Source organism: Actinoplanes sp. NBC_00393, assembly GCF_036053395.1.
GTDB lineage: Bacteria > Actinomycetota > Actinomycetes > Mycobacteriales > Micromonosporaceae > Actinoplanes.
Genome location: NZ_CP107942.1, coordinates 10,128,171 through 10,145,105, shown reverse-complemented (window position 1 = coordinate 10,145,105; position 16,935 = coordinate 10,128,171). Strand labels below are relative to the sequence as shown.

General features: G+C 67.2%; 19 protein-coding genes and 1 other RNA gene. 12 read left to right on the top strand and 8 right to left on the bottom strand.

The window, feature by feature from the left end:
- Positions 1-126 precede the first annotated feature (126 nt).
- A complete protein-coding gene (locus OHA21_RS47165; RefSeq protein ID WP_328466773.1) occupies positions 127-1,152 on the bottom strand; it encodes an aspartate-semialdehyde dehydrogenase in 1,026 nt (341 codons plus the stop codon).
- 102 nt (positions 1,153-1,254) lie between these two features.
- Between OHA21_RS47165 and OHA21_RS47160 the strand changes: the two genes are divergently transcribed.
- Positions 1,255-2,052, top strand: a complete 798-nt coding sequence (locus OHA21_RS47160; protein ID WP_328466771.1) for a class I SAM-dependent methyltransferase — start codon at positions 1,255-1,257, stop codon at positions 2,050-2,052.
- Here OHA21_RS47160 and OHA21_RS47155 read toward each other — a convergent pair whose 3' ends face one another.
- The 4 genes from OHA21_RS47155 to OHA21_RS47140 are packed head-to-tail and all read right to left on the bottom strand — an operon-like array spanning position 2,053 to position 5,759.
- A complete protein-coding gene (locus OHA21_RS47155) occupies positions 2,053-2,631 on the bottom strand; it encodes a M15 family metallopeptidase (protein WP_328466769.1) in 579 nt (192 codons plus the stop codon).
- 2 nt (positions 2,632-2,633) lie between these two features.
- Complete coding sequence (locus OHA21_RS47150) at positions 2,634-3,740, bottom strand: hypothetical protein (RefSeq protein ID WP_328466767.1); 1,107 nt, start codon at positions 3,738-3,740, stop codon at positions 2,634-2,636.
- Between the two features lie 40 nt (positions 3,741-3,780).
- Positions 3,781-4,689, bottom strand: coding sequence for a serine/threonine dehydratase (locus tag OHA21_RS47145; RefSeq protein WP_328466765.1), 909 nt, complete (start codon positions 4,687-4,689; stop codon positions 3,781-3,783).
- A gap of 11 nt (positions 4,690-4,700) precedes the next feature.
- A complete protein-coding gene (locus OHA21_RS47140; protein WP_328466762.1) occupies positions 4,701-5,759 on the bottom strand; it encodes a type I glyceraldehyde-3-phosphate dehydrogenase in 1,059 nt (352 codons plus the stop codon).
- Positions 5,760-5,964: 205 nt separating this feature from the next.
- Between OHA21_RS47140 and OHA21_RS47135 the strand changes: the two genes are divergently transcribed.
- Positions 5,965-6,357, top strand: a complete 393-nt coding sequence (locus OHA21_RS47135) for a toll/interleukin-1 receptor domain-containing protein (protein WP_328466760.1) — start codon at positions 5,965-5,967, stop codon at positions 6,355-6,357.
- On the opposite strand, the gene OHA21_RS47130 is transcribed toward OHA21_RS47135, so the two are convergent.
- On the bottom strand, positions 6,336-7,103 hold the full coding sequence (locus tag OHA21_RS47130) for a sulfite exporter TauE/SafE family protein (protein ID WP_328466758.1): 768 nt from the start codon (positions 7,101-7,103) through the stop codon (positions 6,336-6,338). The two genes, OHA21_RS47135 and OHA21_RS47130, sit on opposite strands and share 22 nt — an antisense overlap.
- 350 nt (positions 7,104-7,453) lie before the next feature.
- Between OHA21_RS47130 and rnpB the strand changes: the two genes are divergently transcribed.
- The 3 genes from rnpB (at position 7,454) to OHA21_RS47115 (ending at position 9,477) form a co-directional block, all read left to right on the top strand.
- Positions 7,454-7,866: RNase P RNA component class A (gene rnpB, locus OHA21_RS47125), an RNA gene on the top strand.
- A gap of 512 nt (positions 7,867-8,378) precedes the next feature.
- Positions 8,379-9,089, top strand: a complete 711-nt coding sequence (locus OHA21_RS47120) for a hypothetical protein (protein WP_328466756.1) — start codon at positions 8,379-8,381, stop codon at positions 9,087-9,089.
- Complete coding sequence (locus tag OHA21_RS47115) at positions 9,082-9,477, top strand: hypothetical protein (RefSeq protein ID WP_328466754.1); 396 nt, start codon at positions 9,082-9,084, stop codon at positions 9,475-9,477. Before OHA21_RS47120 ends, OHA21_RS47115 begins: the two co-directional genes overlap by 8 nt.
- Positions 9,478-9,905: 428 nt before the next feature.
- On the opposite strand, the gene OHA21_RS47110 is transcribed toward OHA21_RS47115, so the two are convergent.
- Positions 9,906-10,727 (bottom strand): hypothetical protein, encoded by an 822-nt coding sequence (locus OHA21_RS47110; RefSeq protein ID WP_328466752.1) that lies wholly within the window; start codon positions 10,725-10,727, stop codon positions 9,906-9,908.
- Between the two features lie 16 nt (positions 10,728-10,743).
- Positions 10,744-11,835 (bottom strand): hypothetical protein, encoded by a 1,092-nt coding sequence (locus tag OHA21_RS47105; protein ID WP_328466750.1) that lies wholly within the window; start codon positions 11,833-11,835, stop codon positions 10,744-10,746.
- A gap of 653 nt (positions 11,836-12,488) precedes the next feature.
- On the opposite strand from OHA21_RS47105, the gene OHA21_RS47100 reads away from it, so the two are divergent.
- From OHA21_RS47100 to OHA21_RS47070, 7 genes are all read left to right on the top strand, one after another.
- Entirely contained in the window at positions 12,489-12,875 is a 387-nt protein-coding gene (locus OHA21_RS47100) for a hypothetical protein (RefSeq protein WP_328466748.1), read from the top strand.
- A 129-nt stretch (positions 12,876-13,004) separates the two neighbouring features.
- Positions 13,005-13,928: a hypothetical protein gene (locus tag OHA21_RS47095; protein ID WP_328466746.1), complete on the top strand. Its 924-nt coding sequence runs from the start codon at positions 13,005-13,007 to the stop codon at positions 13,926-13,928.
- 117 nt (positions 13,929-14,045) lie between these two features.
- Positions 14,046-14,894 carry an FtsK/SpoIIIE domain-containing protein gene (locus OHA21_RS47090; RefSeq protein WP_328466744.1) on the top strand — a complete coding sequence of 283 codons (849 nt, stop codon included), beginning with the start codon at positions 14,046-14,048 and terminating at the stop codon, positions 14,892-14,894.
- Positions 14,891-15,079, top strand: a complete 189-nt coding sequence (locus OHA21_RS47085) for a hypothetical protein (RefSeq protein ID WP_328466742.1) — start codon at positions 14,891-14,893, stop codon at positions 15,077-15,079. Before OHA21_RS47090 ends, OHA21_RS47085 begins: the two co-directional genes overlap by 4 nt.
- 113 nt (positions 15,080-15,192) lie before the next feature.
- Entirely contained in the window at positions 15,193-15,726 is a 534-nt protein-coding gene (locus OHA21_RS47080; protein WP_328466740.1) for a DUF6197 family protein, read from the top strand.
- The gene (locus tag OHA21_RS47075) at positions 15,723-15,905 is read left to right on the top strand and encodes a hypothetical protein (RefSeq protein ID WP_328466738.1); all 183 of its coding nucleotides are present in this window, start codon (positions 15,723-15,725) and stop codon (positions 15,903-15,905) included. Before OHA21_RS47080 ends, OHA21_RS47075 begins: the two co-directional genes overlap by 4 nt.
- On the top strand, positions 15,902-16,306 hold the full coding sequence (locus OHA21_RS47070; RefSeq protein ID WP_328466736.1) for an RRQRL motif-containing zinc-binding protein: 405 nt from the start codon (positions 15,902-15,904) through the stop codon (positions 16,304-16,306). Before OHA21_RS47075 ends, OHA21_RS47070 begins: the two co-directional genes overlap by 4 nt.
- Positions 16,307-16,935 lie beyond the last annotated feature (629 nt).

Below are 16,935 nucleotides of genomic sequence, written 5' to 3'. Positions count from 1 at the left end.
TGCCGCTAAAACCGGCCAAGCGCTACCGATTCGGGCAAAAAGTCCCGAATTTCCATTGTGGAACCGGTAGAAAACGACAAAACCGCCCCGACCGTGACGGCCGGGGCGGTTGCGGGAGAGAACTGGTCAGCCGATTTCGGCGGCGACCAGCTCGGCGATCTGGACGGCGTTCAGCGCGGCGCCCTTACGCAGGTTGTCGTTGGAGATGAAGAACGACAGACCGTTCTCCGCGGTCGGGTCGACCCGGAACCGGCCCACGTAGGACGGGTCGCGACCGGCCGCCTGCAGCGGGGTCGGCACGTCGGAGAGCTCAACACCGGGCGCTGACGCCAGGATCTCGCGGGCGCGATCCGGCGAGACCGGCCGGCTGAAGCGTGCATTCACCTGCAGCGAGTGGCCGGTGAAGACCGGTACGCGTACGCAGGTGCCGGAGACGAGCAGCTCCGGAAGCTCGAGGATCTTGCGGCTCTCGTTGCGGAGCTTCTGCTCCTCGTCGGTCTCGAAGCTGCCGTCGTCGACGAACGACCCGGCCTGCGGGATCACGTTGAACGCGATCGGCTTCGGGAAGACCTTGGACTCGGGGAATTCGACGGCGGACCCGTCGTGGGTGAGCTCGGTGGCGCGGTCGGCAACCTTCTTCACCTGCTCGTCGAGCTCGGCCACACCGGCCAGCCCGGCGCCGCCGACCGCCTGGTAGGTGGTGGCGATGAAGGAGACCAGGCCGGCCTCGTCGTGCAGCGGGCGCAGCACCGGCATCGCGGCCATGGTCGTGCAGTTCGGGTTCGCGATGATGCCGCGCGGGCGGTTGCGGGCCGCGTCCGGGTTCACCTCGGCGACGACGAGCGGCACCTGCGGGTCCATCCGCCAGGCGGAGGAGTTGTCGACGACCACCGCGCCGGCCTCGGCGACCCGGGGACCGTACTCCTTCGAGCCGCCCTTGCCGGCGGAGAAGAGCACGATGTCCAGGCCGCTGTAGTCAGCGGTCGCCGCATCCTCCACGGTCACCTCGCCTGCGCCCCACGGAAGGGTGCGGCCCGCGCTGCGCGCGGAGGCGAAGAGCCGAAGCTCGCTTACCGGGAACTGGCGATCGGCCAGGATGCGGCGCATCACGCCACCGACCTGTCCCGTCGCACCCACAATGCCGATCCTCATGGGCACCAAAATACGGCCTGAACTGCGAACCAAGAAATCGCGTTGTTCACTATGTGGGATAGGTGTCCCACATTTGAAGATCGGAGGGCTAGCTTCAGGGGCATGGCGACCTACACCCACGGGCATCACGAGTCGGTCTTGCGCTCACACCGCTGGCGCACCGCAGAGAATTCGGCGGCGTACCTGTTGCCGCATCTTTCCTCCGGAATATCCCTCCTGGACGTCGGATGCGGCCCCGGCACCATCACGGCCGACCTGGCGGCACGCATCACACCCGGCCGGGTCACCGCGCTGGAGCAGACCGACGCGGCCCTGGATCTGGCCCGGGCCGAGGTCGGGCGCCGCGGCCTGGCCAACGTGGACTTCGCGACCGGCGACGTGCACGCCCTCGACTTCGCGGACGGCACGTTCGACGTCGTCCACGCCCACCAGGTGCTGCAGCACGTCGCCGACCCGGTGGCCGCGCTGCGCGAGATGCGCCGGGTCACCAGGCCGGGTGGCGTGGTCGCGGCCCGCGACAGCGACTACGCGGCGTTCACGTGGTTCCCGCAGGTCCCCGAGCTGGACGAGTGGCTGGCGCTGTACCAGAAGGTGGCCCGGGGCAACGGCGGCGAGCCGGACGCCGGGCGGCGGATGCTGTCGTGGGCCCGCGCGGCCGGCTTCACCGACATCACCGCGACCGCCTCGGTCTGGTGCTTCGCCGACGCCGAGGACCGGGCCTGGTGGGGCGGCCTCTGGGCGGACCGGATCCTGAAATCGGACATGGCCGACACCGCGCTGCGGACCGGGGCGGCGACCCGGGACGATCTGGAGCGGATCTCAGCGGGCTGGCAGCGCTGGGCCGGCGACGAGGACGGCTGGCTGATCATCCCGCACGGCGAGATCCTCTGCCGGGCTTGATCAGGGCTTGTACGCCCAGTGCCACGGCTCCCGCGGAACGTTCTCCACGAAGCCGTAGTTCCCGGCGTTCTTCCGCATCCAGGCCTGGGCCTTGTCGTTGAGGTCCAGGTCGGTGGCCATGCCCCAGCCGTGCTCACTGGTGCCCGGCTTAGCGGCGAGCCCACCCTGCGAGTACAGGCCTTTACGCCGGGCCAGGTCGACCTGCTCGGCGTAGGGCCGGTACGAGTCGGTGATGCCGATCGTGACGCCGTCGCGCTTGGCGTCCTCGATCATCCGGTTCAGGTTCTCGGCGGCCGGGGCCCAGAGCTTGTGACTGGTGTTGCCGACCCGGCCCAGAGCGTTCTCCGGGATCCGCCCGTTCCCGAATCCGGCGAGCTCCACCGGAACGCCCTTGGCGTTGACCTCGTGCGAGTGCGCATGGCCGGCTGCCGAGACCGCTTCCTTCAGGTGGTTGGCGAAGCTGGCGGCGCCGGCCGGCGTGGTCCGGGCCGCTGAGGTGGTCGTGGCCTGCTGTGTCTGCAGCGCGATGATCCGGCTCTGGATGTCGGCGATGCGTGCGTTCACTCCCTCGATTCCCACGCCTAATCGTTCGGCTCGTGCCCGGAAATCTGAGGGCCGGCCGCAGAAAAGCCCTCACCGCGGTTCGGGAGGAAGTTCGTGACCAGGACGATCAGGCAGCCGATCGCCGCGTACAGGGTGAGGACCAGCAGGTGGCCGCCGATCGGGGCGTCCGGGAAGTACAGGTTGTCGCGTACCGCCTGGACGCCGGCGCCGGTGGGCAGATTCTCGCCGAGGTGGCGGCCGAAGGCCGGCAGGAACTCCGGCAGGATGCTGGCGCCGGAGATCACCGTGCCGACGGTGAAGTAGAAGGCGCCGACCAGCGCGCCGGCCGGGCCGATCAGCGCCACCGCGCCGGCGGTCGAGCCGGTCACGGCGAGCGAGATCAGGGCGAAGATGCCGAGCATCTCGAGCTGGTCGGCGTCGGTGCCGACGCCGAACCAGCTCATCGACCAGAGCACGGCCGCGGCCGAGCCGATCGCATAGACGATCAAGGTCCCGGCATGCGCGACACCACGTTTCCAAGATCTACGGGTACGCGGAATCAGGCGCCCGAGTCCCATCGAGGCGATCGTCCCACCGAGGGAGAGCGCCTGCGTCAGGAAGCCAAGTGACACCCCGTTGACGTCGTCGGCCGGCAACGGCACCACGTCGGTCACCGGCGATGCGGCGATCAGCGCCTGCACCTCGGCCACCGTGATCGCGCCGCCGGTCCCGGCCAACTGGGTCAACTGGTTGCTCTTCTGCTGCTGCATGACGCTCGTGTAGGTCGAGCGCAGCAGCGCAGCGGCGGACGTCCCGGCGGCCCCGGCCACGTAGAGCATCGGCTGGTCGCCGGTGAGATCCACGCCGCCGTACACGTCACGTTCCCGGATCGCACTGACCAGCTCGTCCGCGGAGGCGTACTCGCCGACCGCGAACGCGCCGTCCTTCTCCAGCATGGTGGTGACCTGGGCACGCTGCGCGTCCGCGGCGACCAGCCCGACCGGCAGGTCGTGCGGCGCCGCCTTGTGCCCCATGCCCAGGTAGTACGCGGTCAGCAGCAACTGGACGAGCACACCCACCGCGCAGACCGCGAGGGCGAAACGGCGGAAATGCCGTACCGAACTGATCTGGTTCTCCTCGGCCACGAGGTGAGCCTTGCCGACTCGGCCACGCCGCGCGGGCGAATCAGGTCAGATCAGCCGGATCCGTGTTCGCGCCGCAGAGCAGGACCGCCACCCGCTCGCCCGGCTCCGGCCGGTACGCCCCACAGAGCAGCGCCGCCTGAGCCGCCGCCGTGCCGTGCTCGACCACGATCCGGTAGTCGTCCCAGAGCCGCCGGCGGGCGTCGACGATCGCCTCGTCCGGCACCAGCACCGAGGTGATCCCGGCACCGGCGGCCAGCTCGTACGCGATCCGCCCGGCCCGCCGAGCCCCCAGCGAGTCCGCCGCCACCCCGGAGACCGGCACGTCCGCCGGCTCCCCCGCGGCCAGCGCCGCGTGCAGCGCGCAGGAGGTCACCGGCTCCACCGCGACGATCTTGACTGTCCCGCGCAGGGCGGCGATCACCCCGGCGACCAGGCCGCCACCGCCCACCGCCACGAGCACGGTGTCGAAGCCGTCCGGCAGTTGTTCCCGCAGCTCCAGGCCGATCGTGCCGTTGCCCGCGACCATGGCCGGGTCGTCGTAGGCGTGACAGAACAGGGCACCGGACTCTTCGGCCCGTACCGTGGCGGCGGCGTACGCCTCGGCGTACTCCTGCCCTGCCTGGACCACCCGCGCGCCCAGCTTGCCGAGCTTGGCCACCTTGACCGCCGGGGCGGTGACCGGCACGTAGACCTCGGCCGCGACACCCAGCTCCCGGGCCGCGTAGGCGGCCGCCAGGCCGGCGTTGCCACCGGAAGCGGCCACGATGCCGGCCGCCGGCGGAGCACCGGCCAGGATCTGATGGAACATGCCCCGGGTCTTGAAAGACCCCGCATGCTGCGTGAACTCAAGCTTGAAGAAGCGGTCCGGCGCAGCCTGCAGAATCGGGGTACGCCGAACGCGGCCCTCGATCCGCCGGGCCGCGGCCCGCACCTCGGAAATGTCGATCATCGGTTCCGAGCCTAGGCGACACTCCAGCTGATCCGGCCGGACGGGACGGGTAAACGCTCGCCGACCAGGCGGGCGAGATCGAGTAATCGGTTCGAGAAGCCCCACTCGTTGTCGAACCAGCCGCGCACCTTCACCCCGCCGTCCGCGGTGGTCTGGGTGCCGGACGGGTCGAACAGGCAGGACGCCGGGTTGTTCTTCACGTCGATCGACACGGTCGGGTCCGGGTCGTACGCCAGAATGCCGCGCAGCGGCCCGGTGGCCGCCTCGGCCATCGCCCGGTTGACCTCCTCGACCGTCACCGGCCGGTCGGTCTGCCCGGAGAGCTCGGCCAGCGAGCCGACCGGGGTGGGTACGCAGTAGTAGCTGTACCGCATCTCGCCGATCTCCGGCAGCGCCATCCGGACCAGGTCACCGACCACGTAGTTGTGCGGAATGATGCTGTCCCCGGAGGCCCGGCCCAGGCGCGGGTCGTCCCGGGAGGTGCCGATCACCGAGTCCTGCACCCGCTGCCAGCCCTGCGTCGCGAGCATCACCGAGGTGTTGACCGAGCGCAGGCCGAAGCGGTCGAGCAGGACCTTCGCCATCACGGTCAGCGCGTTGACCCCGCACGAGGCCGGCGAGACCACGTCGTGCACCGCCGGGTTGTAACTGTGATGGTTCGCCCCGAAGACCAGGAACGCGTCCGGATCGTCGGCCGAGGCGCTGATCACCACCTTGCGGGCGCCGCCGTGGGTGATGTGGGTGCGCGCCGTGCTCCCGGCCCGGAACAGCCCGGTGGCCTCGATGACGACGTCCACCCCCTCGTCGGCCCACGGGATCCGCTCCGGACGCTCGTGGTGGAACGTCCGGATCGCGTGATCGTTGACGACGAGGTAGTCGCCGCGGGCGGTCACCGTCCCCGGGAACGCTCCGCGGATGCTGTCGCGGCGCAGCCCGTACGCGAGCTTCTCGGTGGAGGCGATGTCGTTCACCGCGGCGATCTGCACACCCGGGTTCGGTGCGGCCGCCACCACCCGGGTCAAACTTCGGCCGATCCGCCCGAGTCCATTGATCCCGATCGCGATGGTCATCGACCGCTCCTCGATTCCGGATGATTTGTCAGCATTTCCCCCACGACTTGGTCGCCCCGTTTCCGCAAGGGACCACCCCCCGTCACGACACCGACACTATGAGTTGTGCAAGTTGCACGTCAACGGACGACATTCTCACACCACTCCAGCGACGGACATCGAATCCTCACGAGCACTGTGGAGCATCCTCCGGCATGCTGTGGACGTGCCCATATTCGTGTTCCACGCTGCCCCGGATGAGCCCTGGGCACAGTGGATCGCACTCGAACTCCGGGCCGCCGGACACGAAGTGAATCTCGAATCCGCCGGAACCGACTTCGTGCAACGGATAGAAGTCGCGCTATCCGGCACCGATTCGGCACTCGTTCTGGTGTCCGCCGTCCACCGCGCGACTGACGACGAATGGGCCCGGATCGCCCGCTCCCCCGACCGCCTGATCGTGTTGTACCTCGACGCGGCCGCCCCACCCGAACCGCTCTGCGCGCTGCCCGGCCGGAGCCTGCATGGCCTCGACGAGGAGGACGCCCTGGAGCTGCTGCTGAACCTGGTCGGCGGCCCCCACCCGCACCCTCACCCTCACCCGAGAAACGCGCGGTAGAACAGCAGCAGGCCGATCGCGGTCCCGAACGTCACGATGACATACTTCAGCACCCGCGCCGGCAGACGGCGGGCCAGACGTGCGCCCGTGTACCCACCCACCACGGTAGCCGGAGCCACCAGCAGCACCGCACTCCAGTCGACCTCCGCGAAGACCGCGAACACCAGCAGCGTGACCAGGCCCACCGTGGCCGACAGGATGTTCTTCAACGCGTTGATCCGCTTCAACGGCTCGTCGATGATCAGCGCGAGCGCGGCGACGTACATCACCCCGAGCGCCGCCCCGAAATATCCGCCGTAGATCGCCCCGGCGAACACCACCGACTGCAGCGTCACCGCGGCCCGGCGCGGCGACATCGCCCGCGGATGCCCGACCAGGCCGCGCAGCCGCTCCTGGAAAGCAAGCGTCGCCGCCGCCGCGAGCACCAGGAACGGCACCACGATCTCGAACGCCCGGGCCGGCGTGAGCAGCAGCAACGCACACCCCACCGCGGTGCCGGCGACGGCGGCCAGGACTGTCGCCCGCACCCGGCGGCCCTGGCCGGCCAGGTCGGCCCGGCTGCCGACCACGCTCGAGACATAGCCCGGGAAGACCGAGACCGAGTTGGTCACATTCGCCTCGACCGACGGCAGGCCGACCGCGAGCAGGCTCGGAAACGTGATCAGCGATCCGCCTCCGGCGATCGCATTGACCGCCCCGGCGGCCAGGCCGGCCACAATCAGCAACAAGGCATGCGTGAGATCCATGGTGCGAGTGAATCTACGGCCAGATCCGTACGCGCGCCGCGCTCTCGCCCGGCCAACCCGCGCGCTTCCCCCGGCCGACCGCCAGCGCTGCCTCCCAGCGGCTCACCGTCAGCCCGCCAAACCAGCTGACACCCAACGCTGCCTCCCAGCCACCGAAGCAACACTCACCGTCAGCCCGCCAAACCAGCTGACACCCAGCGCTGCCCCCAGCCACCGAAGCAGCACTCACCGTCAGCCCACCAAACCGGCTGACACCCAGTGCTGCTTCGCGGCGGCTGAGCCGTCGGCCGGATTGGTGAGGCGACGGGCAGGGCCGTCCTGGCCACAACGTAGGATTGCGGCGCGACGGACGAGTTGGCTGGGCGGCCGCGTCGGTGCCCCCGTGGCATCGCCGAGGAACGTCCGGACTCCGCAGAGCAGGGTGGTTGTTAACGGCAACCCGGGGCGACCCGCGGGACAGTGCCACAGAAAACAGACCGCCGGCAGCGCACCACGGTGCGGCGCCGGTAAGGGTGAAACGGTGAGGTAAGAGCTCACCAGCACCCCGGGTGACCGGGGTGGCTCGGTAAACCCCACCCGGAGCAAGGCCAAGCAAGGCCATAGCCGCGAGGCGGTGGCCGGCGCAGGCGTTCGAGGGCTGCTCGCCCGAGCCTGCGGGTAGGCCGCAAGAGCCTGCCGGCAACGGCAGGCCGAGATGGATGGCCGCCACCGGCGACCAACTGGTCGCCGGCCACAGAATCCGGCGTACAGGCCGACTCGTCCGTCGCCCTCAAGGTCACGACCGCCGCGAGGGTGCTGACCTCTCCTTATTACTAGGTGTTGTTGGTCAACTTTGGCCGACCTTGGTCGGCGTCCGACGCCCTAGAGACGCCCTGACGCCCTGGGGACGCCCTGGACCGGGGCCGCCAGGCCGGGCGCCATACCACTACCCGAGGAGTCATCCCGGTCGCCTGGGCTTCGCCATGCTGGGCCACCGCCAGGGCGTCAAACAGCCCCACCGTTTGACGCCCTGGCGGTGGGCTGGCATCCCTCTGGGCAGGCGACCGGGATGACTCTGACCTCACGGATGTCACCGTGAGGGAACGAAGTCCTTCTCATCCCGGGAGCCTGCCCGCCCGGCGAGGGCATGCCAGCTGATAAAACGGCCGACGCCGAGCTAGGGAAGTCGATGGACCCAGGTGGAAGGGTGCGCTTTGCAGGGAAGCACACGTCGCAGCAATGCTGTAGCCTCTACTGGCTCACTTCCGCCGAGTTGATCAAGGGTGGATCTTCCCGTTGAAAGACTTTCTTCAACGCTTCTGGACGTGGGCGCTCTCCTTGGCCGGCGTTGTCGGCCTCTACTTAGGAGCCGCTCAGCTTCACTGGGAGCCAGTCTTCTTCATCGTCGTAGGTGTTGCTCTAGCCCTAGGAGCAGCCCCCATCGCTTTCAAAAAGATAGTGGACACCGCGACCAAGCTTCGGGATTTCTCACTGCTGGAACAAAAGGCGAGCGAGGGTGAACAACGAGTCGCGAAGTTGACCGCTGAGCTCACGCAAGCAGAGCATCGAGCCAAGGAAATCTTTCTGCTTGGGCTCAAAGAGGGTAGGGCACAGGCACTTGGTGCGCTTCTTTCGCAGGAGGTTCCACCACCCGAGATAATTGGTATTGCAGAATCACAAGGACAATTAGCCATTTTTGCCAACTTCGAGCCTAGTGGAATAGTCCCTCAGCCGGGAACACGCTTCTTGGTCGTAGGCCAAGTCGCCGATGCAATAAAGGGGGCTGTTGAGGTCGTCCATGTTGACGAGCTGAGGCAAGTCGTGCACTTATCTTGCATCGAAGATTTTTCGCCGAAGTTTTGGAGCCACCTACGGGACCGAGCCCCATACGATGAGAGCGCACCCTCAAAGGTTCGTCTCGAAACCTATGAAGTGCAAGATTCATACTTTCCCCAGCTTTGGCAGCAGGTAAAGGCATTGGAGATCGGCGAGGTTGCAGATGAGTAAGATCAAGCTGAATGCTAAGGTCGCTAGGATCCTGACTCACCATATGATTGCCCTGAACATGGGATCAGATTCAGGTGTGGCAGTAGGCGCCAGCGCAAAGCTACTCCAAATTAACGAAATCAAAGACCCCGACTCGGGAGAAATTTTAGGAATCGTACGAGTGCCGATCTTGAACTTCCGAGTTACACATGTACAACCGAAGCTCTCTGTAGCTACCGTCACCGACTACCAGGACCAAAAAGGATCAGTAACGTTCAGCGGGCGACGGTTGAAGGAGATTACAGATGACTTCACTGACGCCGGTCGCAACCTGATCCTGGTGACGGTCGGAGATCAAGTTCAGATCGAGGTCGAGGCGAGCCCGTTCGACGATGAGCCTCCCTTCTAGCATCCTTCCAAGAGGGCGAGGGTCCACAAGCCGATGCTCTGGCACCTCGGGGTCCCCCCACCTAGCAGCGCCAGAAGTACGATCGGCCCCCCGTCCGGTCGGCCTTCGTGGTGGAGCCAAGGCCCCGGACGAAGGGTGACGGGATTGACGCCACCCCGCCTGAGGCGTCATGCCACCGAGAAACCTCAAGCCCCGGACTGCCTGCTACTTCGGCGACCCGGGGCTTCTTCGCGTATCGCGCCTGCCGCAGGGCTGCAACCACGACGCCAAGGCGAAGCCGGCGGCGTCGTGGCGGGCTCTGCCCGGCCCTGCTTGGGCGGCGCGAGCGGCCCGCGAAGCGGGCCGCCTTGAACCCGTATAGAAACTTCTCACAAAAGCTGAACAGGCAGCCACGTCCGTCCACACGCCGTTACCCGACGCCTCGAAGCCTATGAACTGAAGGTCAGACCGGCCTGGTACTGAGCAACAGTCGCATCGTCGTGACGCTTAGTCCGCGGGAACCGCTCACCATCTGGATCAGCGGTCTCGATGGCGCGGACCTGCCCGATGAGACCGGCTGGGCCAATCTTGTCGAGCAAATCGAGATATGCGCTCCACTCATAGCAACGCATCTGGTCGACCGGACGGGTTGCACCGTCGCTGAAAGCGCTGGCACGGACCATGGCGGATCTGGGGTAGCTGCTCACGTGGGCAAAATGAGCCGCCTCAGGATCTGCCGCTGCCACCCACCAGCCATCTGTCCGGTTACGGGTGGCGGTTTGTCTCGCAACTAGGCCGGCCAATGCAGCCTGATGCCCCTCGGAACCGAACACGAATCCAGCAACCGCGTCCGGCTCGGTGCCGCTGATCTCTTCGATCGAGAGGTCACACGTCACCTCCGGCCCAGATTCGAGATCGACGACGATGCTCACGTCAGACAGCGCCAGCGTGTCGACCTGGTCCTCGCCAATCCGCAGGATCCCAATGGCCGCACAGGGCGTTCCGGGATTGCTCAGGTCGCAGGTGTCACGATGGAGGTCTGCAACCGCCGCGATCCCGATGGCCAGTCCCTCATTCAGAGCGATGCCTGGCTTTTCGACCAGGGCCGAAAGTGTTTGCACGCCAAGTTGCTGGGCGTACCAGGCAACGCCATGAAGGCACCCCCCGAATGGGATGCCAGCACCATCAACGACTACGGCGATCTCCGGGGTTGCCACAACGAAATCCTCGTTGGGACGACCGGGCGCGGCATCGGTGGCTAGAGCGAACACTCGGCGGGTACCTCCGTCACTTCGTGCTCACCAGCAGGGCTCGGAGCTTCACGACCGGCGCGGTCTGTGACCAGGGTTCCAACTGCCGCACCAAGCTTTGTAGGTCCTTGATGGTACGAGACGAACCCGTGCCGACGGCAATGGCTAGTGCCTCTTCCGCCGTCGAACACGCCTCCGCCGGCGCTCCGGACAGCACGTAGGCCTGCGCGAGGCGCCCGAGGTACTGCCCCCGGTCACGGTGATACTCAGGTGGCAACGCGTCAAGGACCTTGGCGAATGCTTCGACAGCAGCATCGCCGCGTTGCAACTCCAGATGACACTTTGCTCTGGTGATGTCCAGGTACAGACCGAGGTCGCAATAGCGACTGATCGATGGATCCCCGATCTCAGGTTCTGCCGTCTGGCTGTCTGCCAACACGGACTCGGCCAGATCGAGTGCCCGGTCGGCTTCAGACGCTATCCCGTCGACGGCATAGCCGACTGCCTCCATCTGAGCTGCGATGGCTCGGACGCGAAGAGTCGAAGGATCACCACTTCGCTGTGCGGCATGCGCCATCTGGGCCGCATGCCTGCCTTGCCGGGCACCGATTGCTTGCACCGCGCGACGCATGAGTACGAACCCCGCCATCCGGTCGTCCCCAGCTGCCTCGGCAAGTTCAAGCGCTCGGCGATACCAGCCCGTTGCGGCAGCAGCTTCGCCCGAGTCCTGCGCGAGCCATCCCGCAAACTCGGCGTAGCCGGCGCCGACCTGAAGCAGATCCGTTAGCGTCTGGCCGCCTGCGTTCCTGGCAAGTGATTCAATCGCGTTCGCCTGAGCCTCGATCACTGGCAAGAGCACCCGCGGGCCGAGCAGGTTGTCAGCCGTGTAGTGATGACGTAGACCTTCGCCGAGAGAAGACACCATGCCAGGCGCGATGCTCGCTGGTTGAATCGTCGGCAGCTCGATGGTCGGGCTGTCCGCTGTTGCGGCTTGGCTAGTCGATCGCTCTGCCTGCAACTGCACGAATCGCGCCTGGGCATCGTCCGCCGCTAGCCGGAGGGCGGTATCGAGCAGCTGCTGAGTCTTTAAGGACAGCTCGGTCCCCGGGTTGGCCTCCCACTTGGACACGCCACGCCCCGAGACTCCGAGATGGTTTGCGAACTCTTCGCATGTCATCCGGAGCGCTAGGCGGAGGGCAGCGGCTGTGTCGCCGTGCCATGTTGTTACGACCAGCACCTTCTCCCCCACGTTGAGTGATCTCAGTCGCGAGTGTAGAGGCGACGACCTATGTGTCGCGGGCCTCGTGCATGTGCAGTGCAGTGCCAGTTCGGCACCAGTTCTGGCGACTTGATCCGCACGTCACGTTGAATTGATGACGTTGAGGGGAACCCACACAGAGGGGGTGATGGAGCGCTAGGTACTGGCCTTGGGGCCGGGTGCTGCTGGCGGGACGCCATTTTCGCGGGCGATGCGCCGCACGTAAGCCCCAGTAAATGGAGAGAGTCGTTCAACTTCCGATGGCCCGATACCCGCCTTTAGGGCCGCAAGTACAGCGTCAATGGCGGCCAGCCTGGCCGCATCGTGATCAGTGGCGGTCTTGCGATACCGCTCCGTAGCGGTACGAAGAAGGTCGCGCGGGTCAGCCACCACAACAGAGTACCGCAACTCCGTTGCGCACCACTATCTGGTTTCGCTACAGTGTTGCGCAACAGGGTTGCGATACAGGAACGCTTCCCTGACCGACGTCCCTTCGGGCGTTCAACCAAACCAAGGAGTCAGCTATGCCGAACCAGCCCCGCGTGAGCAATCAGCCGCGTCTGATGCTGGACACCAGCAGCGTCATCTTCGAGATGGCGGACGACATCGTGCCGAAGCTTGACGGCGACGGTGTGCAGAAGCGCGACACCCGTGAGACCGGTCTGCCGATGTGGACCGCGCCGGTGTTCGGCCGTGGCCGGGCGCTCGGTCGGAAGTGGGCCGCGCAGCTCAACATCACGATCGTCAGTGCCGAGAAGCCGGATGTGCAGGACGGCGACCGAGTCGTCCCGCTGGATCTGGAGGCGCTGCCGTGGGTGTCGGAGCAGAACGGCAAAACCCGTAGCGGTACCGCGTACAAGGCGTCCGGCCTGGAGGTGGTGTCTAGCCCGACGGCCCTGCAAGCCGCCTGATCAGTTCGTCCGTCTGGCTCCTGTAGCCACCGATTTCGCAGACGCGGGGCCGCCAGAGATTGGCGTCTAGGTGCGGCCCCGCACCTGTTCAACCACAACTCCTAGCCCTCCGGAGAGGGAGGAATCGTCGTGTCCAAGTCTACCCGCCGCACGTTGACCGGCGGAAACAGCAAGGGTCAGACCGTCACGGTCATCGAGGCCCCGATGGCTCGTTCCCAGCGCCGCAAGGCGAAGATCACGTTCTGGGTCACCCTGGCCATCGTCGGCGTTCTGGCCGGCACGGTCGCCTCGCACTACATCCATCCGATCCTCGGCCTGCTGACCGGTATCGCGCTCGGCGTGTTCACCGGCGCCGCTTTCGGCGCGCTGGTTCTGGTCTGGCCGATCCTGCGGATCGTCTGGTGGTGGCTGCCCGAGGTGATCCTCGGCGGCTTCCTGGTCTACGGCTGGACGTGGCTGATGATGGCCACCCCGTTGTGGCTCTCGCTCGGCCTGGTCGTCACGGTCGGCACGGCTGTCGGGCTGGTCCGGGTGATCCGGATCGGTGTGATGTCGGTGTACTGGTGCCTGACCGTGCGGCACCGGCTGCGGACCTGCTTCGCCGCGTTCATCGCCACCAACCGGCACGGCACGCTGCCGTTCATCCTGCTCGCCCGGCCGACCCCGGCCGGTGAACGGGTCTGGGTGTGGCTGCGTCCCGGCCTGTCGATGCACGACCTGGAACAGCCCGGCCAACTGTCGAAACTGGCAGTCGCCTGCTGGGCCAACGAGATCCGCGTCAACCGCGCCTCACGTAAGTACGCGGCGCTGATCCGCTTCGACATCACCCGCCGCGACACCCTGGCGGACACCGTGCTGTCGAGCCTGCCGGACCACGTTCCGGACAGCATGCCGGCCACCGCGCCGGTCTCCCCGGCCGCCCCGCCGACCGGCGTGAACCTCGCCGACGTCCCGGAGCGTTCCCGCCGCTCACCCGACACCAACACCCGGCCGCGCCGCCCGCGCCCGCCGGAGCCGTCCTCGGACGGCATCGACAACAGCGACTACGCCTAACCGTTCCTGACACGTACGTGTCAAACCCTTCCACCGGTGCTCCGGCGTGGCCTCGACCTGTCGTCACCAGCGTCACGCCGGACCCACCACCTCCTGTCCGATCGGAGCCACCGCGCCATGTCTCCACCATTCGCCCGGCCGAGCATCCCGGTCGGCACCCTGATGTCCATCTTCGACCCGGTGTTCCTCGGCCTCGACGAGTTCGGCCACCCGGTCTACCTGCCGCTGATCTACCGCAACATGCTCATCGGCGGCGAGCCCGGCGCCGGAAAATCTTCGCTGCTGAACACCATCGTCGGCACCGCCGCGCTGTGCCATGACGTGAGCCTGTGCCTGCTCGACGGCAAACAGGTCGAACTCGGCCTGTGGGAGGACTGCGCCGACGTGTTCGTCGGCCCGGACCTGGATCTGGCGATCCTCACCCTGGAACGCCTGCAAACGGTCATGGACAACCGGTACGCGTTCCTGCGTTCGGTGCGCCGGCAGAAGTTCGCGCCGAACGACGCGTTCAACGCGATCCTCGTCGCAGTCGATGAGATCGCCTACTTCTCGGCCACGGCCGGAGAGGAAAAGGACCAGAAACGGTTCTACTCGCTGCTGCGCGACCTGGTCGCCCGGGGCCGCGCGGTCGGCATCATCGTCATCGCCGCCACCCAGCGCCCCAGCTCGGACATCATCCCGACCAGCCTGCGCGACCTGTTCGCCTGGCGGTTCGCCGGCCGCTGCACCACCGACGTGTCCTCCGACATCGTCCTCGGTCACGGCTGGGCCGCCCGCGGCTACAGCAGCAACACCGTCGACCCGAACAACCAGGGCTGCGGCTTCCTGATCGCCGAAGGCGGCATCCCCGCCCTGGTCAAGGGCGCCTACCTGAGCAACGCCGACATCATCCGCGTCGCCGACTACTCCGCCTGGATCCGGCGCGGCCGCGCGGAACTCGAAGCCGAACTGAGGACCGTCGCATGACCAAGACCGCACTGATCCCGCGAGTACGCCGTGACCGGCACGGCCGCGCTATCGCGGTCCGCTGCACCGCCTGCGGCACCTGGCGCAAACCGCACCGTTTCACCCGCAACACCGTGACCTGCCGCCGCTGCCCCTACGGACCGGTCGGCCGGCACCTCGCCAAGTACGCGGCCAATAACCGCTGAGAAAGGCACCACCAGCACCACCACATAGGAACAGCCGACGAACCGGGATCAAGCCCTGGAAAGCCACCCCGGCCCGTCGGCCACCACCACCGCCCACGAAAGGACGTGGCGTCATGCACCGTACCCAAAACCCGACCAGCTCCGCCGCCGACACCACCACGGAAATCACGGTGACCCCGGCCGACACCCTGCGCGGAGCCGCCCACTACCTCGAACTTCGAGGCTGGACCCGCAACGACTACTACGCCGGTCTCGGCGCTTTCCCGGCCGCCTGTGCCCTCGGTGCGATTGGTATGGCCGCTCACGGCCGCCGCACCGATTTCCCGACCTCCGAGCGTCTCGAAACCCTCGGTGACTGCCGCCGCGCTGCCGGATGGCTCATCAACTACCTCAGCGACGCGGGAACCAGCGTCAGCTACGACTGCGGCCCGACCTGCTTCGACGGCTTCAACCGAATCGTCGACTGGAACGACAACGGCAACCAGACCGCCAAGAACGTCATCGCCACCCTGCGGGCGGCCGCCGACGAATTCGAATGGGCGCACGCCTCCCCCGACGATCTCGAAACCTACGCCGACTCCTGCGCCTGGGCCGAAACGTGGCCCACCCGCGAGGGCTTCCTCGCCTGGCTGGCGGCCCGCCGATGAACACCGCCACCCTCACCGCCGCCGCCTGGATCTGCGGCCGCTGCCGCCACACCACCACACCCGATCAGGGCTTCGGCTACTCCCGCGAACTGGACCTGAGCACCCCTGAGCCGGTGCCGGCGGACGTCGAACTGCACTTCTTCACCGGCCGCACCTCCGCTCGGAGGGCCGCCGCATGACCACACGAACCAACCCGTTCCTCGACGCGCTCGGCGCGCGCACCGGCATCAAGGTCGAGTTCTACGACCCCGAAGGACGCCGGTACGGCTTCCCGACCTTCCCCTTCCGCTTGGCTCCTGACGGGCTGGCCACCCTGCGCCAGCTACGAGCCGAAGGGCTGCGACCCAACGGGCAAGACCCGGTCGCACAGATCCTCTGGCGGCACCGCAAGCAACGCCGCGTCGCGTTCCTCTACCGCCGTGATCTGGCGGCTCCCAAACGCACCGCCACCCCGGCACAACGGCGCGCCTTGGCGAAAGCCCTGCTCGCCCGCCGCACCTGCGGCCTGTGCGGCCGCGTCCAGACCTACTTCATCCCGCGCTCGACCGGCGCGTGCCTGACCTGCGACTCCGGGAGGTAGACCATGACCACCCCCGTAATCCCCGACCTGACACGTACGTGTCAACCGTTCACCACGGCCGGACTCCTGGCTGTTCTCGAATCCGCGTGGGCGGCGATCCGCGCCCGGCACTCTGAGGTCCCGGAAGCCGTCCTGATCGTCGGCTCCGGCTCGCCGGCCAAACCGAACGCCGCGATGAAGTGGGGCCACTTCGCGTCCCTGCGCTGGCAGCACGGCGACCGGCAACTCCCCGAGGTCCTGATCTCCGGCGAAGGACTCAAACGCAGCCCCGCCGAGATCCTGGTGACTCTGCTGCACGAGGCCACCCACGGCCTCGCCGACGCCCGTGGTGTCCAGGACACCTCTCGGCAGGGCCGGTGGCACAACAAGAAATTCGCCACCCTCGCCGCCGAACTCGGCCTCTCAGCCCGCAAGGACGACAAGCTCGGCTACTCGCCGTGCACCCTCACCGACCAGGCCGCCCTCGACTACGCCGACATCATCGGCAGCCTCGACGCCGCGCTCACCGTCTACCGCCACCCCGAGGTCTTCGGCCCCGGCAAAGAGCGCACGAACAACAACAACGGCGTCTCCTGCGAGTGCGAGTGCCCCCGCAAGATCCGCCTCTCGGTGACCGCCTTCCAGGAAGG

Coding starts and splice junctions, on each gene's coding strand:
- OHA21_RS47100 (WP_328466748.1), top strand. CDS start 12,489: ATGCCGAACCAGCCCCGCGTGAGCAATCAGCCGCGTCTGATGCTGGAC.
- OHA21_RS47115 (WP_328466754.1), top strand. CDS start 9,082: ATGAGTAAGATCAAGCTGAATGCTAAGGTCGCTAGGATCCTGACTCAC.
- OHA21_RS47080 (WP_328466740.1), top strand. CDS start 15,193: ATGCACCGTACCCAAAACCCGACCAGCTCCGCCGCCGACACCACCACG.
- OHA21_RS47085 (WP_328466742.1), top strand. CDS start 14,891: ATGACCAAGACCGCACTGATCCCGCGAGTACGCCGTGACCGGCACGGC.
- OHA21_RS47145 (WP_328466765.1), bottom strand. CDS start 4,689: ATGATCGACATTTCCGAGGTGCGGGCCGCGGCCCGGCGGATCGAGGGC.
- OHA21_RS47140 (WP_328466762.1), bottom strand. CDS start 5,759: ATGACCATCGCGATCGGGATCAATGGACTCGGGCGGATCGGCCGAAGT.
- OHA21_RS47090 (WP_328466744.1), top strand. CDS start 14,046: ATGTCTCCACCATTCGCCCGGCCGAGCATCCCGGTCGGCACCCTGATG.
- OHA21_RS47160 (WP_328466771.1), top strand. CDS start 1,255: ATGGCGACCTACACCCACGGGCATCACGAGTCGGTCTTGCGCTCACAC.
- OHA21_RS47075 (WP_328466738.1), top strand. CDS start 15,723: ATGAACACCGCCACCCTCACCGCCGCCGCCTGGATCTGCGGCCGCTGC.
- OHA21_RS47070 (WP_328466736.1), top strand. CDS start 15,902: ATGACCACACGAACCAACCCGTTCCTCGACGCGCTCGGCGCGCGCACC.
- OHA21_RS47130 (WP_328466758.1), bottom strand. CDS start 7,103: ATGGATCTCACGCATGCCTTGTTGCTGATTGTGGCCGGCCTGGCCGCC.
- OHA21_RS47165 (WP_328466773.1), bottom strand. CDS start 1,152: ATGAGGATCGGCATTGTGGGTGCGACGGGACAGGTCGGTGGCGTGATG.